This is a genomic window from Curtobacterium sp. 9128 (assembly GCF_900086645.1).
Classification (GTDB): Bacteria; Actinomycetota; Actinomycetes; order Actinomycetales; family Microbacteriaceae; genus Curtobacterium.
Window position 1 is genome coordinate 2228927 of the sequence record NZ_LT576451.1, and the last position, 15277, is coordinate 2244203.

Annotated in this window: 10 protein-coding genes; 7 read left to right on the top strand and 3 right to left on the bottom strand. The window is 67.9% G+C overall.

What is annotated here, in order from left to right:
• The first annotated feature begins 1422 nt into the window (after nucleotides 1-1422).
• From QK288_RS10765 to QK288_RS10775, 3 genes are all read left to right on the top strand, one after another.
• On the top strand, nucleotides 1423-5799 hold the full coding sequence (locus QK288_RS10765; RefSeq protein WP_281264307.1) for an RHS repeat-associated core domain-containing protein: 4377 nt from the start codon (nucleotides 1423-1425) through the stop codon (nucleotides 5797-5799).
• The gene (locus QK288_RS10770) at nucleotides 5796-6017 is read left to right on the top strand and encodes a hypothetical protein (RefSeq protein WP_281264308.1); all 222 of its coding nucleotides are present in this window, start codon (nucleotides 5796-5798) and stop codon (nucleotides 6015-6017) included. The genes QK288_RS10765 and QK288_RS10770 overlap by 4 nt, the downstream gene beginning before the upstream one ends.
• Nucleotides 6018-6922: 905 nt before the next feature.
• Nucleotides 6923-7330, top strand: a complete 408-nt coding sequence (locus QK288_RS10775; protein WP_281264309.1) for a hypothetical protein — start codon at nucleotides 6923-6925, stop codon at nucleotides 7328-7330.
• A gap of 136 nt (nucleotides 7331-7466) precedes the next feature.
• On the opposite strand, the gene QK288_RS10780 is transcribed toward QK288_RS10775, so the two are convergent.
• Nucleotides 7467-9110: a long-chain fatty acid--CoA ligase gene (locus tag QK288_RS10780; RefSeq protein ID WP_281264310.1), complete on the bottom strand. Its 1644-nt coding sequence runs from the start codon at nucleotides 9108-9110 to the stop codon at nucleotides 7467-7469.
• Nucleotides 9111-9277: 167 nt separating this feature from the next.
• Here QK288_RS10780 and QK288_RS10785 point away from each other — a divergent pair, with 167 nt between their 5' ends.
• Nucleotides 9278-10144, top strand: a complete 867-nt coding sequence (locus QK288_RS10785) for an SDR family oxidoreductase (RefSeq protein ID WP_281264311.1) — start codon at nucleotides 9278-9280, stop codon at nucleotides 10142-10144.
• A 38-nt stretch (nucleotides 10145-10182) separates the two neighbouring features.
• On the top strand, nucleotides 10183-11022 hold the full coding sequence (locus QK288_RS10790; protein WP_281264312.1) for an NAD-dependent epimerase/dehydratase family protein: 840 nt from the start codon (nucleotides 10183-10185) through the stop codon (nucleotides 11020-11022).
• Nucleotides 11023-11052: 30 nt separating this feature from the next.
• On the opposite strand, the gene QK288_RS10795 is transcribed toward QK288_RS10790, so the two are convergent.
• Together QK288_RS10795 and QK288_RS10800 are read right to left on the bottom strand one after the other, a co-directional pair.
• Nucleotides 11053-12039, bottom strand: a complete 987-nt coding sequence (locus QK288_RS10795; RefSeq protein WP_281264313.1) for an aldo/keto reductase — start codon at nucleotides 12037-12039, stop codon at nucleotides 11053-11055.
• Between the two features lie 127 nt (nucleotides 12040-12166).
• Entirely contained in the window at nucleotides 12167-12775 is a 609-nt protein-coding gene (locus QK288_RS10800; RefSeq protein WP_281264314.1) for a TetR family transcriptional regulator, read from the bottom strand.
• Between the two features lie 117 nt (nucleotides 12776-12892).
• Here QK288_RS10800 and QK288_RS10805 point away from each other — a divergent pair, with 117 nt between their 5' ends.
• Both QK288_RS10805 and QK288_RS10810 read left to right on the top strand, forming a co-directional pair.
• Nucleotides 12893-14632, top strand: coding sequence for a CocE/NonD family hydrolase (locus QK288_RS10805; RefSeq protein ID WP_281264315.1), 1740 nt, complete (start codon nucleotides 12893-12895; stop codon nucleotides 14630-14632).
• Entirely contained in the window at nucleotides 14629-15270 is a 642-nt protein-coding gene (locus QK288_RS10810; protein ID WP_281264316.1) for a hypothetical protein, read from the top strand. Before QK288_RS10805 ends, QK288_RS10810 begins: the two co-directional genes overlap by 4 nt.
• Nucleotides 15271-15277: the final 7 nt, after the last annotated feature.

Genomic DNA, 15277 nt, shown 5'->3' on the forward strand with positions numbered 1-15277 from the left:
GTGGCCTCGGTGTGACGTGCACGGGATAAGTACAATGATCATCATTCTGACAGCTGGTATTTTCTTCATTGCGTTTGGAATCTTCCTTACCATCTTCCGAAAAGGGGCGGCGGATTTACCAAGCGAGGGCGTGTGTTGCCTGAAAGCGTTCGCCCGAAGCCTTTCCCTTGGTTCATCGCATTCATTGGTTGCGCTATGAGCGCGGTGGGGCCGTATTTCGTGATTGCGTTTCTGACTGGCGTCTTCATCGGGGCCTAACCTGAACGGATCTTGAAGAGATAAGAGCCGACGCTGTCGGTTGAGGTGGCCGTCGTCAGATTTGTCAGCATCCGCAGGCATTGCCTTGGGTGATCAGTCCGTACTGGGACTCGAACCGGTCGACATTCGGAAGGCGTTCGTCGCTGTGGTCGAAGGCCCCTGGTTGGTGATGGCGCTCGATGAGCAGCTCCGGGATCGGCTGCGCACCAACGGAACCCACTACTCGAAAGCGTAAGAGCACGCACGCGACAACGACCCCGACGGCCGGTACGTGCTCGGATTCAGCTGGTGGGCCCGCGATCGGCGCACCCACCAGCTGCCGTTCTCGACCGGCCTCGACGAGACACCGTTCAGTGACCGGGGGCGGGCGTCCGTCTGATTCGTCGCAGTCTCGGACCGAGCTGTCGCTGCTTCACGGAGGTCGCCCGCCTTCCGTTACGGCGCTTGGAGGTCGTGCCGGAGGCTCGTCCGCTGCTCGGCGCCGGATCCGCGCGAAGTTCCGATAACGACCACTTATCGGCGCCCCGCGGTCAAAGACACGACCACTGACAGCCGCCGATCGCCGTCTCTGCGAGGGCACGCTAGCCCACCAACGACCGTGCCCTACTGAATGCTGCGCGATTGATGGGCTGGTCGGGCGGGGAATGCACCAGGCGCCTGACCGACCGCAGAATGCGAGGCTCGGACCCGGCGCCCGAGCCCACTTGCGATCCGATACGGGTCAGCAGAGGGATCTGTTCAACGCCCCGTCGCCGGGCTACCCGTCGAACGGGCTTGCGGAAAGCCTCACGTGGTCGAGGCTGAGCGGCAGTACTTTTTGCGCTCCGGCGGAGAGCCATGCAAAAAATCACGCGACTCGCGCGGCGTCGCCCCCCCGAAGTGGGGGAGCGAGGGGGTAATCGCTTCCGTAGCTTTGCTTTCGGGTCGCACAGCGCCGTCATGGGGGCGGCATAGCTGCCTGCAACCACTTGAGGGTCTTTTCGCGTGTTCGTAGTGTCTTGGTCTGTGCGGAGCCGGTCGTTTCTGCTTGTGATCATCGCCTTGGTGGCGTTGCTTGGCTCGCTGTTGGCTGTGGTCTCGCCACCAGCTCCGGCTCGCGCGGAGGTGACGGGGACTGGCGGGCAGTACGTTCCCGTTCCGTCGAATGCTCGGATCTATGACGGTGTGACAGCGGCGAACACGTTGAAGACGATCAAGGTCGCCGGAGTGAACGGACTGCCGACCACCGATCTCGGTGCGGTGAGCTTGATGATCACGATTGGGGACCCGAACGGGCAGGGTCAGGTCACCGGACGTCCGGACGCGAACGATCCGAACACGCTGTTGATGATCTACGGCGCCGGCGTCGGCGGGAACACCTCGAACACGTCGCTGCTCGCAGTCGGCGATGACGGAAACATCCGCATCGCGACAGAAACCGCCCAAGCCCACGTCCAGGTCGACGTGACTGGCTACTACACCAGCACGGAGAACGGTGCTGGTGCGGGCGGGTTCGTCCCGATCAACGGGACTCGCATCGCGAACACCGTGAACGGGACCGGTGTCCGCCAGGGGCAACTGCACGGCGGGGATGCGATCACGTTCCAGGCGGCGGGCGCGAACGGGATCCCCGCCAACGCTGCTGCGGTCGCGGTCAGCATCATCGTGCAGAACTCCGGCGGTGGCGCGGGCTGGGTGCGTCCGTTCCCGACGGACGGCACCAAGGGCACCGGCATGTTGAACTACGTCTCGACGCAGGGAATCTCGACAGCTATGAGCGCGCAGGTCGCAGTCGGCACCGGTGGGAAGCTCACCATCGACACGGCCGCGAAGGGCGGCACGATCGATCTGCAGGTCGACGTGCAGGGGTACTTCCTGCCGAGCAACCCCGGTGGCGGCTTCACCCCACAGACCGGCCGACTCATCGACACCCGCAGCGGCACCGGAGTGGCCGCGAACGCATCGGTCGCGGTGCAGGTCGCCGGAGTGCGCGACGGTGTGCCGAGTGTGGAGGGTGGGCTCTCGGCAGTCGCCGTGACGCTCACCGCGGTGCATAACGGCACCAGTGGCGGGTACGCGAAGGCGTGGGGGGATGGCGCAGTCGAGCCTGGAGCGTCCGTGATCAACTACGGCCCGTCCACCTCGATCCGTACCACGACGACGATCCTCCCTGTCGGGGCGAACGGGAAGATCCGGATCAAGAACGCCTCGAGCACGAAGACGGACTTCGTCGTCGACCTGCAGGGCACGTACAACTCGCTTCCGGGAGGTCCGGCGCTGACGAACTTGACGGGGCAGCGCCGCTCCGCGACGACGCTCCCGTTCCCGATCACGGACCAGACCTCTGCGTCGGTCGATGCCGGCACCGGGAACCTCATGATCAGCACGAGCGCCCTGTCGATGCCGGGGGTGACGTCCTCGACGCAGATCGGGGTGTCCTACAACTCGCGGAGCAGCCAGCTCGCGAACACGAACACGATGGCCGCGAACCGGTGGCAGTACGCGCTCGCTGGCGCGGGAGACCTCTCGGCGAACGCGTCCGGCGTGGTCTACACCGACGGCGCGGGAACGGCGTGGCAGTTCACGCCGACGGGCGAGCAGGGTGTTTTCCAGACTCCCGCCGGTCTGCAGCAGACCCTGACTCGCGTGAACACGTCGGGGACGAATTACGAGTACCAGCTGAAGGGGTGGACCACGAACCAGGTCATCCACTTCAACCTCGCCGGCCAGCCCACGAGCGTCAACGACCGCAACGGCAACCAGGTCAGCTTCAACCGCACCGACTACGCCCTCACAACCCTCGTCTCCAGCGCCGGTGTGACCGGCGCCCGGACGGCGAACGCGTCCTACGCGAACGGCGTGCAGACGTTCTCCCAGACCAGCGGCTCGAGCAGCCGCACGGTGTCATGGACGAAGAACAGCGATGGCGACATCGTCGCCTACACCGACGCGCTCGGGAAGCAGACCACCTTCGGGTACACGGACCGGGACCTGACCTCGATCACCGCACCGGAGGGCGGCGTGACCTCGTTCACCTACGACTCCGGTGACCGGGTCACCAAGATCGAACAGGCAAACACCACCGCCGGCTCGCCCGGCACCGCAGTGACTCGGCTCTCCTACGCCAGTGACACGTCGACGTTGGTCGCAGACCCTCGATCGGATCAGTCCGTGCCGGTCGCCGCCGCGAAGCACACCGCGTACACGGTGAACAGCAACGGCCTCGTCGAGAAGGCAGTCGACGCCGCGGGCCGGGAACAGTCGCGTGAGTACAACCCGAGCAACAACGGTGTCTCCGCAGCAACCACCGGAGTCTCCGGTTCCGCTGGCGCCTCGACCTCGACCGGCACATACGGAGCGAACAACAAGCAGTCGCTGACCCAGGTGCAGGGCGCCTCGGGGTCCTCGAGTACCTCGACGTACAGCACGGGAGCGAACGCGTACCGGCCAGCTGACTCCACCGACAGCGCCGGGAACTCGCAGCAGTACACGTACAGCGGCGTCGGGAATCAGCTGACCACGAAGAGCGGCTCCGGCGACAACGCGGCGACCGCGACGCTGAAGTACGACGACGCTCTCGGCTTCGTCACCGAGGCGACAGCACCCGGCAATGACGGGAACCCGACGAAGTACACCCACGACGGGTCCACGCATCAGCTGACCACGATCACCGCCCCCACCGGGACCTCATTGGAGCCGCAGTCGTTCACGTACGACGACTTCGGCCGGACGAAGACGCAGACCGACGGCCGCGGTGACACCACCACGACCACCTACGACAACGACGACCGTCCCCTCACGATCGTGTTCAGCGATGGCACCCAGACGGTCACGAACACGTACGACGGCAACGGCAACCGCACTCAGCAGACCTCCGCTGGCGGAACGATCACGACCACATACGACCAGCAGAACCGGCTCATCACGACGCAGAACTCAGCAGGCGGCGGGCAGGTGCAGTACGGCTACGACCTCGCCGGCAACACCGTCTCCGTCACGGACGCGCACGGAACCGTGACCCACGACTACGACCCCGCGAACGCCCTCGCCTCGACGACGTACCCGACGAACTCGGGCACCGCGAAGCAGCTGTACCGCATCGACGACCACGGCCGCCGGACCGACACCTGGCTCGCTGCCGTCGCGAACGCTGACCCGACGAAAGACCCGACCTCATGGCAGGCCCACCAGAAGCTGACCTACGACAAGTCCGGCAAGGTCACCCAGGTGCAGGCCTGGGCCAACAGCGCCGCCCCGCAGCCCGTGGTTGACACGACCTACTGCTTCCTCGACGGGGTCGCCGTGGGTGCTGCGTGCACCGCCACGGACGGCAAGAACGACCGTGACCAGCTGCAGTGGTCCAAGGACAACCTCACGCAACAGACGACCGACTACGACTACACGACGAAGAACAAGGACGGCTCCACCGCCACCACCACCCGCCTGCAGAAAGCCACGCAGGCAGGCGGCGCTAAGAACACCACCTGGACATACACGTACGACGCCGCCGGCAACCGCCTCACCGCGACCGCCTCCGGCGACACGACCAGCTCGCAGACGCTCACGTTCAACCCAATCGGGCAGATCACCTCAGCTGGCTACGCCTACGACGCGACCGGCAACATGACCGCCGCGCCCGGAGCGACCTTCACCTACAACGGCGCACAGCAGCTGATCTCGTCCACGAAGGACGGGAAGAAGACCACCTACGCATACGCGGGCGCTGACATGAACCGGCTCCTGTCGCAGAGCACCGACGGCGGACCGACATACCGGTACACCTACGGCACCGGCATCACCTCCCGCGAGGTCGTCGGCACCGGAACCGCGTCAGTCGTCAGCGACCCGTCCACCGGGCAGCCACTCGACTTTCAGACCAATGACGGCGCCACCTCCATGTGGGTTCTCGACGGCATCGGCAGCCAGGCCGCCGCGATCACCGACACCGGCAAGACCGCCTACACCACCACCTATGACCCATACGGTGCCGAGACGGTTACTGCGGGTGGCGACAGCGCTCAGTGGAAGCAGAACCCGTTCGGCTTCAAGGGCGGCGTCCGCGCCGGCGACGCCAACGGCCTCACCAAGTTCGGGATGCGCTGGCAGACCTCCACCACCGGCGGCTGGATCGAACGCGACACCATGGACGCACCCCTCGACCCCAGTAACGCCAACCGCTACGCCTACGCAGCCGACGACCCCATCAACGGCAGCGACCCCACGGGGCGTAACTACACTCAGAACACCGGGACATTCTGTTACTACGTCTGCTTGTCCTTGGGTTACGCAGACGATGGTTACGGACACAGGATTCCGACGCAAGGCTTTGGTCTTGGTGCTGGATTCTCGGCATCGGCCACGAGCTCCAACTCGACCGGCTCCCTCTCGGAAGGCTGGACCGGCGGATTCTCGTGCACAGCTGGAGCCGGCGGCGTCGTCACAGGAAGTGCTTCGAGCGCCAATACGAGCCCGGTGCCGACAGACTATTCTGTAGGCGCGGGGCTCGGAGCGGGAGCTGACTGCGGAGTCGACTTCACATACACAGGAAACCTTTTCAGATGATATTTCTCATTGTCGGGATCGTCGGTATCGCCCTTGGTATTGCGCTGATCGTTTTCCGGAACGCCGCCGCTGCTCATGCAGAGAGGCAGATGTCAAAGGCCATATCGAGTGAGTATCGCCCGGCATATGCTCCGTGGTTCATTGTGGTGATCGGTGGCGGAATGGTGTTCATTGGGGGATACTTCGTCACGGCTACGCTCGTGAGTTTGTTAAGCTGACAGCGCATCAAGCGTCGCGGAAATCCACTTTGCTGGCTGTTCAGCAGGTACAACAGGAACGAAGAGGCCCACCCCTGCGGGGTGGGCCTCTTGCTGTCAGTCAGCTACGCCGACGAACTGCGCCTTGGCATCATGCGGTTCCCCCCCTGCTGATACGCTCCCGGGAAGCGCCGTTATCGGGATTGGAGCGGTGGCGGCGTGGTCATCAGCGAGACGCCCGGCCCCGCAGGGTTCGCGACGCTCGGTCGTGCGTTCGTCGCTGTGCATCAAAGCGGCTCACCGCGAACCGCGTCGGGGTGGCAGCCTGAATGTGCGCTGCAGCCGTTCTGGCAGGCGAAGGCAGCGTAGACAGCGTCATCGTCCGCGTTCTCGGCCTCCGGTTCGGCGCCGCAACCGAATAACGAAAGCCCGATTGTTCCGTGAGCGTGGTTTCCGCGCGCACCACCAGTTTTTTTGGGGGGCATCGGTGCCGCTGAGTTGGCACTTGCCGCATAGACGGACAGCCAGGTCTGTCACCCTCAATGATGTTCAAAAGAATCGCTTTGTGGCTCCAAGACCCCGCGGAAGACTGACATGAATGAACCCTCTGAGCGCTACGAGCCGCCAGCCACCGAGCCGTTCAACTCGCTAGCAATTGCCGGATTCGTTATGGCCGCAGTTCGAAAAGGACGGGGAACTCAGCGCCCGACGAGACTGACCGAACCTCCAAGACCCCCGCGCAGGCCGCCCCCGACCTAGACGCACTACCGATCGACTGGCGGATCCTCACCAGGACCCTGAGCGGCGAAATTGCGACCTCTGTCGCCCTCGAGGCGATCGATGACGCCCTGCGCCGACTGGGGGAACTCGGACCGGCCGACATTCGGAAGGCGTTCGTCGCCGGCGCCGAAGGCACCTGGTGGGTGATGGCGCTCGACGAGCAGCTCCGGGGTCGGCTGCGCACCAACGGGACTCACTACTCGAAAGCGTACGAGCGCGCACGCGACAACGACCCCGACGGCCGGTACGTGCTCGGATTCAGCTGGGCCCGCGATCGGCGCACCCACCAGCTGCCGTTCTCGACCGGCCTCGACGAGACACCGTTCTTCGCCGAAGGGTCCGAGTCGGCCGTCCTCACGATCGGCAAGGAGCTCGTCTGGCTGCCGGCCGGGCAGATGCGTGCGGGCGATCCGCGTCACGAGCATCCGCGGAGGAAGGAAGCCCACGAGAACTCCCTGGCGGGGGAGTCCTTGACTCACACGCTCGCTCGAGCGTCGGCGTGGTTCCGCTTGGCGGCAGGGCGCGGGACCCAGCTCGGTACCCGAGGGTGCTGATCGAGCGGTCCTCAGGCAGCGCTGCACCGTCAGCAATCGGAGAGTCCTGCTCAGCGAGCATCCGCCGCAGCCGTTCAGGGCCGAAACCCGCACAACCACTGGTCTGCGCTGCTTCGGTCCCTGGCGGCTCGAACGATCACACCGTGGATGTCGTGGGTTCGATCCCGGCGGGGCCCACCGTGCTCGTCTGCTCCGTGCTCGACCCGAACCGGTCGACGAGCTCCCGCTTCAACACTTTCCCGCTCGGACCGAGGGGCAGCGCGTCGAGGACGTGCACGGCACGCGGGTACTTGTACGCCGCGATCTCGCCGGCGACGAAGTCGATGAGTTCCTCCGGCGTCGCGGTGGCTCCGGAACGCAGCACCACGGCGGCCTCGATCTCCTGCCCGTGCAGCTCGTGGGGGACGCCGAACACCGCGGCCATCGTGACGTCGGGGTGGGTGGCGAGGACCTCTTCCACCTGCCGCGGGTACACGTTGTAGCCGTTCCGGATGATCATGTCCTTCGTCCGGTCGACGATCGTCAGGTAGCCGTCGTCGTCCTTCGTCCCGAGGTCTCCGGTCCGGAACCAGCCGTCGACGATCGCCGCTGCGGTGTCCTCCGGCCGGTCGAGGTACCCGTTCATCAGGTTGTGTCCGCGGATGACGAGTTCGCCGATCGAGCCGTGTGGCAGGAGCACGATCGCGTCGTGCACCTCGGGGTCGGCGATCTCGACGTCGACTCCCCACACCGGGGTCCCGATGGTGCCGGGCCGCGGTGGGACGCCGACGTGGTTGAACGTCGCGACCGGGGAGGTCTCGGTGAGGCCGTACCCCTCGTGGATGGGGGCGTCGTACACCTTCTCGAAGCGCTCCAGGACGGCCAACGGCAGCGAGGCGCCGCCGGAGATCGCGTAGCGCAGGTGTGGGCGCGCTTCGGAGCGGGTGGCGGCGTCGAGCAGGGCGATGTACATCGTCGGGACGCCCATGAAGACCTCGCAGCCGTACTCGACCATCGCGGCGAGGGCGGAGTCGCCGTCGAACTTCGGCAGCATGACGATCGTCGCCCCCACCCGGAAGCCGGTGTTCATCGTGCACGTCTGTCCGAACGTGTGGAACAGCGGCAGTGCCCCCAGCAGGACGTCGCCGCGGTGCATGTCGAACGTCGTCATCAGGTTCGTGTTGGCCTGCTCGAGCAGGGAGAAGTGCGATCCCTCCGCGCCCTTCGGCTTCCCGGTGGTCCCGCTCGTGTACAGGATCGTCGCCGTGTCGAACGGGTCCCGCGGCGTGTAGGTGCTGAGCGGCTCGCTCGACGACGCCAGGCCCTCCAGCCGGTCGTGGACCGGAGCCCCGTCGTCGGACGCCGGCGGTGCGAGGACCGTCAGGACGTCGACGCCGGCGAGTTCCGCACCGGGTGCGCCCTCGCCGAGCAGCGGGGCCGCGCACACCAGCAGCGTCGCGCCGCTGTCCCGGAGGATGTACTCGATCTCGTGCCGCTTGAGCAACGCGTGCACGGGGACGGCGACCGCTCCGAGGGCGAGGGTGGCGTAGTAGACGCGGGGGAAGTCCTCGACGTTCGGGACGAGCATCGCGACCCGCGATCCCTCGCCCACGCCTCGGTCGCGGAGTGCCCCGGCGTAGGCGAGCGTCTGTGACCAGAGCTCGGCGTACGTCGTGCGGCGGTCGCCGACGATGACCGCGACGTCGTCGGGGTACCGCGCGGCGGACTCGGCGAGGATCGCGGCGACCGACGCGGTCGCCCGGGTCGGTCGGGCGACGGGTGCGGTGTGGTTGGTGGTCATGCGGTCCTCCGGCGACGTCGACGAGTGAGGTTCCCCGATCCTACGGTTCTTGTTCGGAGCGGTTGTCGAGCGCGACGGGGATGGGTACGGTGATGGGCATGCAGTGCCGCTGAACCGTCTTCGATTCCCATCTGTGCGCCGATCCGGCGCGGTTCGAGAGGTTCACCATGTCCGCACACCTGCCCCTGCACGGCAAGACCGCCCTCGTCACCGGTGTCTCCCGACGCCGCGGCATCGGGTTCGCCGTCGCGACGAAGCTCGCCTCGCTCGGCGCGAGCATCGTCATCCACCACCACCGTCCGCACGACCTCGACCTGCCGTGGGGTGGCGACGACCTCGACGCCGTCCGCGACGGGATCCGCGCCCACCTGACCGAGGGTGCACGCTTCGCCGATGTCGCCGCGGACCTGTCGGACCCGTCGACGATCGCCGGTGTGATCGACACGGCCGAAGAGCTCGCAGGCGGGCTCGACGTCCTGGTGTGCAACCACGCCAAGAGCGGGGACGACGGCAGCATCCTCGACATGACCCCGGAACGGCTCAGCGCGTTCTGGGAGGTGAACACCCGGGCGACGATGCTGCTCACCGCCGAGTTCGCCCGCCGTCGGGCTCCGCAGACCGAGGAGCAGCGGCGTCCTGGTGACCGGATCACCGGCAACGGCCCGTACGCCGAGCCGCAGGGTCACGTGTTCTGGATGACGTCCGGGCAGATCCACGGCGCCATGCGCGGCGAGGTCGCCTACGCCGCGAGCAAGGCAGCGCTGGCGGGGGTCACCGCTACCGTCGCCGCCGACCTGCTGGAGCTCGGGATCGTCCTCAACACGGTCAACCCCGGTCCGGTGAACACCGGGTACATGGACCCGGAGACGACGGACCGCTCGCTCGAGGGTCTGGACGAGTACCTGGCGAGCACGCCCTTCGGTCGGGTCGGACGGCCGGAGGACCCGGCTGAGCTCATCGCGTGGCTGTCGACGTCGGCCGGGGGCTGGGTCGTCGGGCAGGTGCTGACGAGCGACGGCGGGTTCTCGCTCTGACCGCGGAGCCCCAGGTCGTCGGCCGTAGAGTCGACCGCGTGCACGTCGTCATCGCCGGCTGCGGCGACCTCGGGACCGCCGCCGGACTCCGCTTCCACCAGGTAGGTCACAACGTGGTCGGCCTGCGCCGCAGCCCCGAACTGCTCCCGACGTGGATCGAGGGACGCGCCGTCGACCTGCGGCACGACGCACCGGTCATCAGCGCCGACACCGGAGTCGTGGTCGTCGCACTCGCCGCTGGCAGCAGGGACACCGAGACGTACCGCGCGACCTACGTCGACGGACTCCGGCACGTGCTCGACGCCGTCGACGCGTCCGGCTCCTCGCCACGCGTCGTCGTCGTGTCCTCCACTGCGGTGTACGGCGGCGACGGCATCGTGACCGAGGACATCCCGGCCACTGGAGGCACCGAGACCACCGACGTCCTGCTCGAGGCAGAGGACATGCTCCGCGAGCGGGCGCCCGGCGCGACGCTCGTCCGCCTGTCCGGGATCTACGGGCCCGGGCGCACCCGGTTGATCGACCAGGTGCGATCGGGCAGGGCGACCGTCGTCCCGGAACCGGGGCGCTCGCCGATGACGAACCGGATCCACCGCGACGACGCTGCAGCGGCGCTGGTGCACCTCGCGACGCTCGACGCCGCACCGCCACTAGTCATCGGCACGGACGACGAGCCCGTCCGCCGCGACGAGGTGCTGCGGTTCCTCGCCGCTGAGCTCGGTGCCGGACCCCTGCCCGAGGCGTCCGCCGACGTCCCGGTGACCGACAAGCGCCTGTCGAACGCGCTCCTGAAGTCCTCCGGGTTCTCGTTCCGGTACCCGACCTACCGCGAGGGGTACCGCGCCGTCATCGCCGGCGACGGCATCCGGTACGCCTGAGCGGCGGGTAGCGGATCAGCCGGTCTCGGATCAGCGGTTGACGGCGGCCATCCCCGCGGCGTCGTAGCGGTTGCCAGCGACGCCGATCCGGTCGGCCAGCCCGTCCAGGTCGGCGACGTCGTCGGCGGAGAGCGCGATCGCCGTCGCGCCGGCGTTCTCGTCGATGCGCTCCGTGCGGCGCGTCCCGGGGATCGGCACGATGAACGGGTGCTTGGCGAGGAGCCACGCGAGCGCGATCTGCCCGGGCGTCGCACCACGGGTCTCGGCGAGGGTCCGTACCGCGTCGATGAGGGCCTGGTTCGCGGCGAGGTTCTCGGCCTCGAACCGCGGCACCTTCCCGCGGATCTCACCCTCGCCGAACGACGTCCCCGCGGCGATGGTGCCGGTCAGGAAGCCCTTGCCGAGCGGACTGAACGGCACGAACCCGATGCCGAGCTCCGCGCAGGTCGGCAGCACCGCTGGTTCCGGGTCGCGCGTCCACAGCGAGTACTCGCTCTGCACGGCGGTGACCGGGTGCACGGCGTGCGCGCGCCGGATGGTCTCCGCCGCCGCCTCGGAGAGCCCGAAGTGCTTGACCTTGCCCTCGGCGACGAGTTCCCCGACGGTGCCGGCGACGTCCTCGATCGGTACGTCCGGATCGACGCGGTGCTGGTAGTACAGGTCGATCGCGTCGATGCCGAGCCGGCGGAGCGAGCCCTCGGCTGCCTCGCGGATGTGCTCGGGGCGGGAGTTCACGCCCACCGACCTGCCGGCGACGATGTCGAAGCCGAACTTCGTGGCGAGGACCACCTGGTCGCGGATCGGCCGGATCGCGTCGCCGACGAGTTCCTCGTTGTCGTGCGGGCCGTACACCTCTGCCGTGTCGATGAACGTGACGCCGTGCGCGACGGCGTACCGCAGTACGCCGATCATGTCGTCGCGGTCGCCGGGGTTGGGGCCGTAGCTCTGGGACATGCCCATCGCACCGAGTCCGATCGCGGAGACCTCGAGGCCCTGGCCGAGTGTCCTGGTGTGCATGCGTGCTCCTGTCGTCGGGATCCACGCTACGGACGCGGCCCGCGCGGAAGGAGTCACGGACAGAACACCCCAGGACGGACGGGAGGCTCGGGGCGGGCCCGCCCCGTGCCTCCCGTCCGTCCTGCGGTCACCCCGTGACGAGGACGGCCTGGATCGCAGGGGCGATCGTCGCCACGAGGGCCTCGCGGTCGGCGTCGACGAGGGCCGGGACCCCGACGATGCGACGGGCCGTGACGATGCCGACGAGCATCGCGGCGGCGGCACCCGCTCGGAGGGTCGTGTCCGCGCCGTCGCGACCGGAGGCGCCGTGCTCGAGCCGCGACTGGATGAAGTCGCGGAGCTGGGTGGTCGCGTTGTCGTTCGCGATCGCGCCGCGCAACATCGCCATGAGGGGCTCGGACTCCGCCGGAGGCCCCTCCCAGGCGTCGAGGTAGGCGCGCACCACACGTTCGCCGAGGTGCTCGTCCGGCCCGTCGAAGGCGGTGTCGAACCGGGCGAGCGCCGTGTCCGGGACGGCCATCACCGCCGCGAAGAGGCCGTCCTTCGAGCCGAAGAACTGCATCACCTGGGACGGGTCCACGCCCGCGTCCGTGGCGACGCGGCGGATGGTCGTCGCGGCGAACCCGTCGCTGGCGAAGCGGGCGCTGGCGGCGGCGAGGACGGTCGTCCTGGTGCTGGAGGACCCGGGGCGCCGTCCGACGCGCGGGGTCGTGCTCGTGTCGTCCTGCGCTGCCATGGCCCGAATCTACCCGATGTGGGCAATTTCTCAACGCGTGTTGAGTTCTGGTGGAGATCGACGTACGCTCGGCCCGACGACGAGCCCGCGAAGGACTCCAGGACGAAGGAGCACACGATGGCCGACCAGACGAAGTACGTCCCCTCCACGCCGCTGCCCGCAGCGCGCACCGGTGTCCTCACGCCGTTCGAGCCCGGTACCCGCACGCTCGAGGCCGGGTTCCGGGTCGCGCCGCAGTTCCGGCCGCTGACGGTGGAGACCGTGTTCGACAAGGACGTCGCGATGCGACTGCGCGACGGCACGACGATCCACCTCGACGTGTTCCGCCCGGTCGGCACCGAACCGGTGCCGGTGATCGTCGCCTGGAGCCCCTACGGCAAGGCGCAGGGGACGTCGATCAGCGTGATGGGGGTCTTCGGACTCGTCGGACTGCCGAACAGCACGGTGTCCGGGCTGGAGAAGTTCGAGGGAGCAGACCCGGCCTACTGGGTCGAGCGGGGCTACGCGATCTGCAACGTCGACCACCGAGGCATCGACCAGTCCGAGGGTGACAGCGTCCTCTGGGATCGTCAAGACGGTCGGGACGCGTACGACGTGATCGAGTGGCTCGCCGAGCAGGAGTGGTGCGACGGCAAGGTCGGGATGAGCGGCACGAGCTACCTCGCCGTGTCGCAGTGGTTCACCGCCGCCGAGCAGCCCCCGCACCTCGTCGCGATCAACCCGTGGGAAGGCGTCAGCGACGTCTACCGCGACCTCGTGATGCGCGGCGGCATGCCCGACACCGGGTTCGCGCGGCAACTCCAGGAGGGCAGCTTCTTCGGGAACGGCCAGAAGGAGAACGTCCTCGCCGAGGTCGACGCCTTCCCGCTGATGACCGAGCTGTGGGAGCAGAAGATCCCCGACTTCGAGAAGATCACCGTGCCCGCGTACGTCGTGGCCAGCTACTCGAACACCCTGCACACCGCGGGGACGTTCCGTGCCTGGCGGCGTATGGCGAGCACCGAGAAGTGGCTCCGGATCCACAACAGCCAGGAATGGCCGGACTACTACGACGAGGCGAACGTGGAGGACCTCCGCCGGTTCTTCGACCACTTCCTGAAGGGAGCGGACAACGGGTGGGAGACCACGCCGACCGTCCGGTACTCGGTCCTCGACCTCGAGGGCGGCGACGAGGTGGCGGTCCCCGCGGACTCGTTCCCGCCGGCGGATGCCACGTCGACGAAGTACTTCCTCGACGCGAGCACCCGGACGCTCGCGACCACCGCGCCGTCGGGCGCGACTGAGGTGTCGTACGCGGTCGCCGCGAACCCGGACGCCGTCTCGTTCCTCAGCCGTTTCGACGAGGAGACCGTCCTGGTCGGCTACCCCAAGGCACACCTGTTCGTCGAAGCACGTGGCGCCGACGACATGGACCTGTTCGTCCTCGTCCAGAAGCTGGACCGCTGGGGGACTCCGCTGCAGGCCTTCACTGTGCCGAACCAGGGCGCGATGGCCCATGACCTCACCGACCACGGCGCGACGATCCTCCGCTACAAGGGCTCCGACGGACGGCTCCGTGTGTCCGCCCGGCACCTCGACGAGCAGCTGACGACGGTCGACGTGCCCGCGCACACCTTCGATCGCGTCGAGAAGCTCACCCCGGGCGAGATCGCCGAGATCGAGATCGACCTGTCGCCGATCGGTTTGCGCTTCCACGCCGGCGAGCAGCTGCGGTTCGTCGTGAGCTCCCGCAACCTCCTCGGCACGCTCATGCCTGCGATCCGCGAGTACGTCGGCGCGAACGCGGGGACGCACGTCGTGCACACCGGTGGCGAACGTGCCTCGTACCTCCAGCTCCCCGTCCGGACCGCCCGGTGACCGCCGCGACGGTCCGCCTGGCGGGCGAGGACACCGACGTCACGATCGACGGGTACGAGCTGTTCTCCGCCCGCCGGGCGCTCGAGCTCCTCAAACGGAAGGTCGGCCGCGACGGACTCCTCGAGCTCCTCGAGGAAGAGATCGCCGAGGGCGAGGTGTTCCTCCGGGACCACCTCACCCGATCGGCCGGGGCGGAGACGACCGGCACGACCACCCTCCGCGCATCCGGCATGACCGCCGCGGCGTTCGGCCGGTGGCTCGGCGCCGCATTCGCACGGGAGGACGTCATGCTCGCGGGCCACCCGGAGCACTACGCGATCCACGCCGAACCCGGTCGGCTCGTGAACATCGTCGAGACGCTCGACGACCAGGTCTGCTCGTTCTTCATGCGGCCATGGGTGGACAGCATCGACGACGTCCCAGCTGGCCGCCGCTCGCACATGCTCCTGGCCGACGGCACGGTCGTCGGCTCGATCGCGAACGTCTTCGAGGACGAGCACGACGGCTTCACGGTCCGCCTGTCGGTCACCCTCCCGGTGACGTGCGCACCCGACGTGGTGGAGCAGCACCTGGAGCACTTCGCAGTCGAGTTCCGGACGTGGATCCTCCGGGCGGCGCGGGAGTCCGGCGAGGCCTGACGGGACG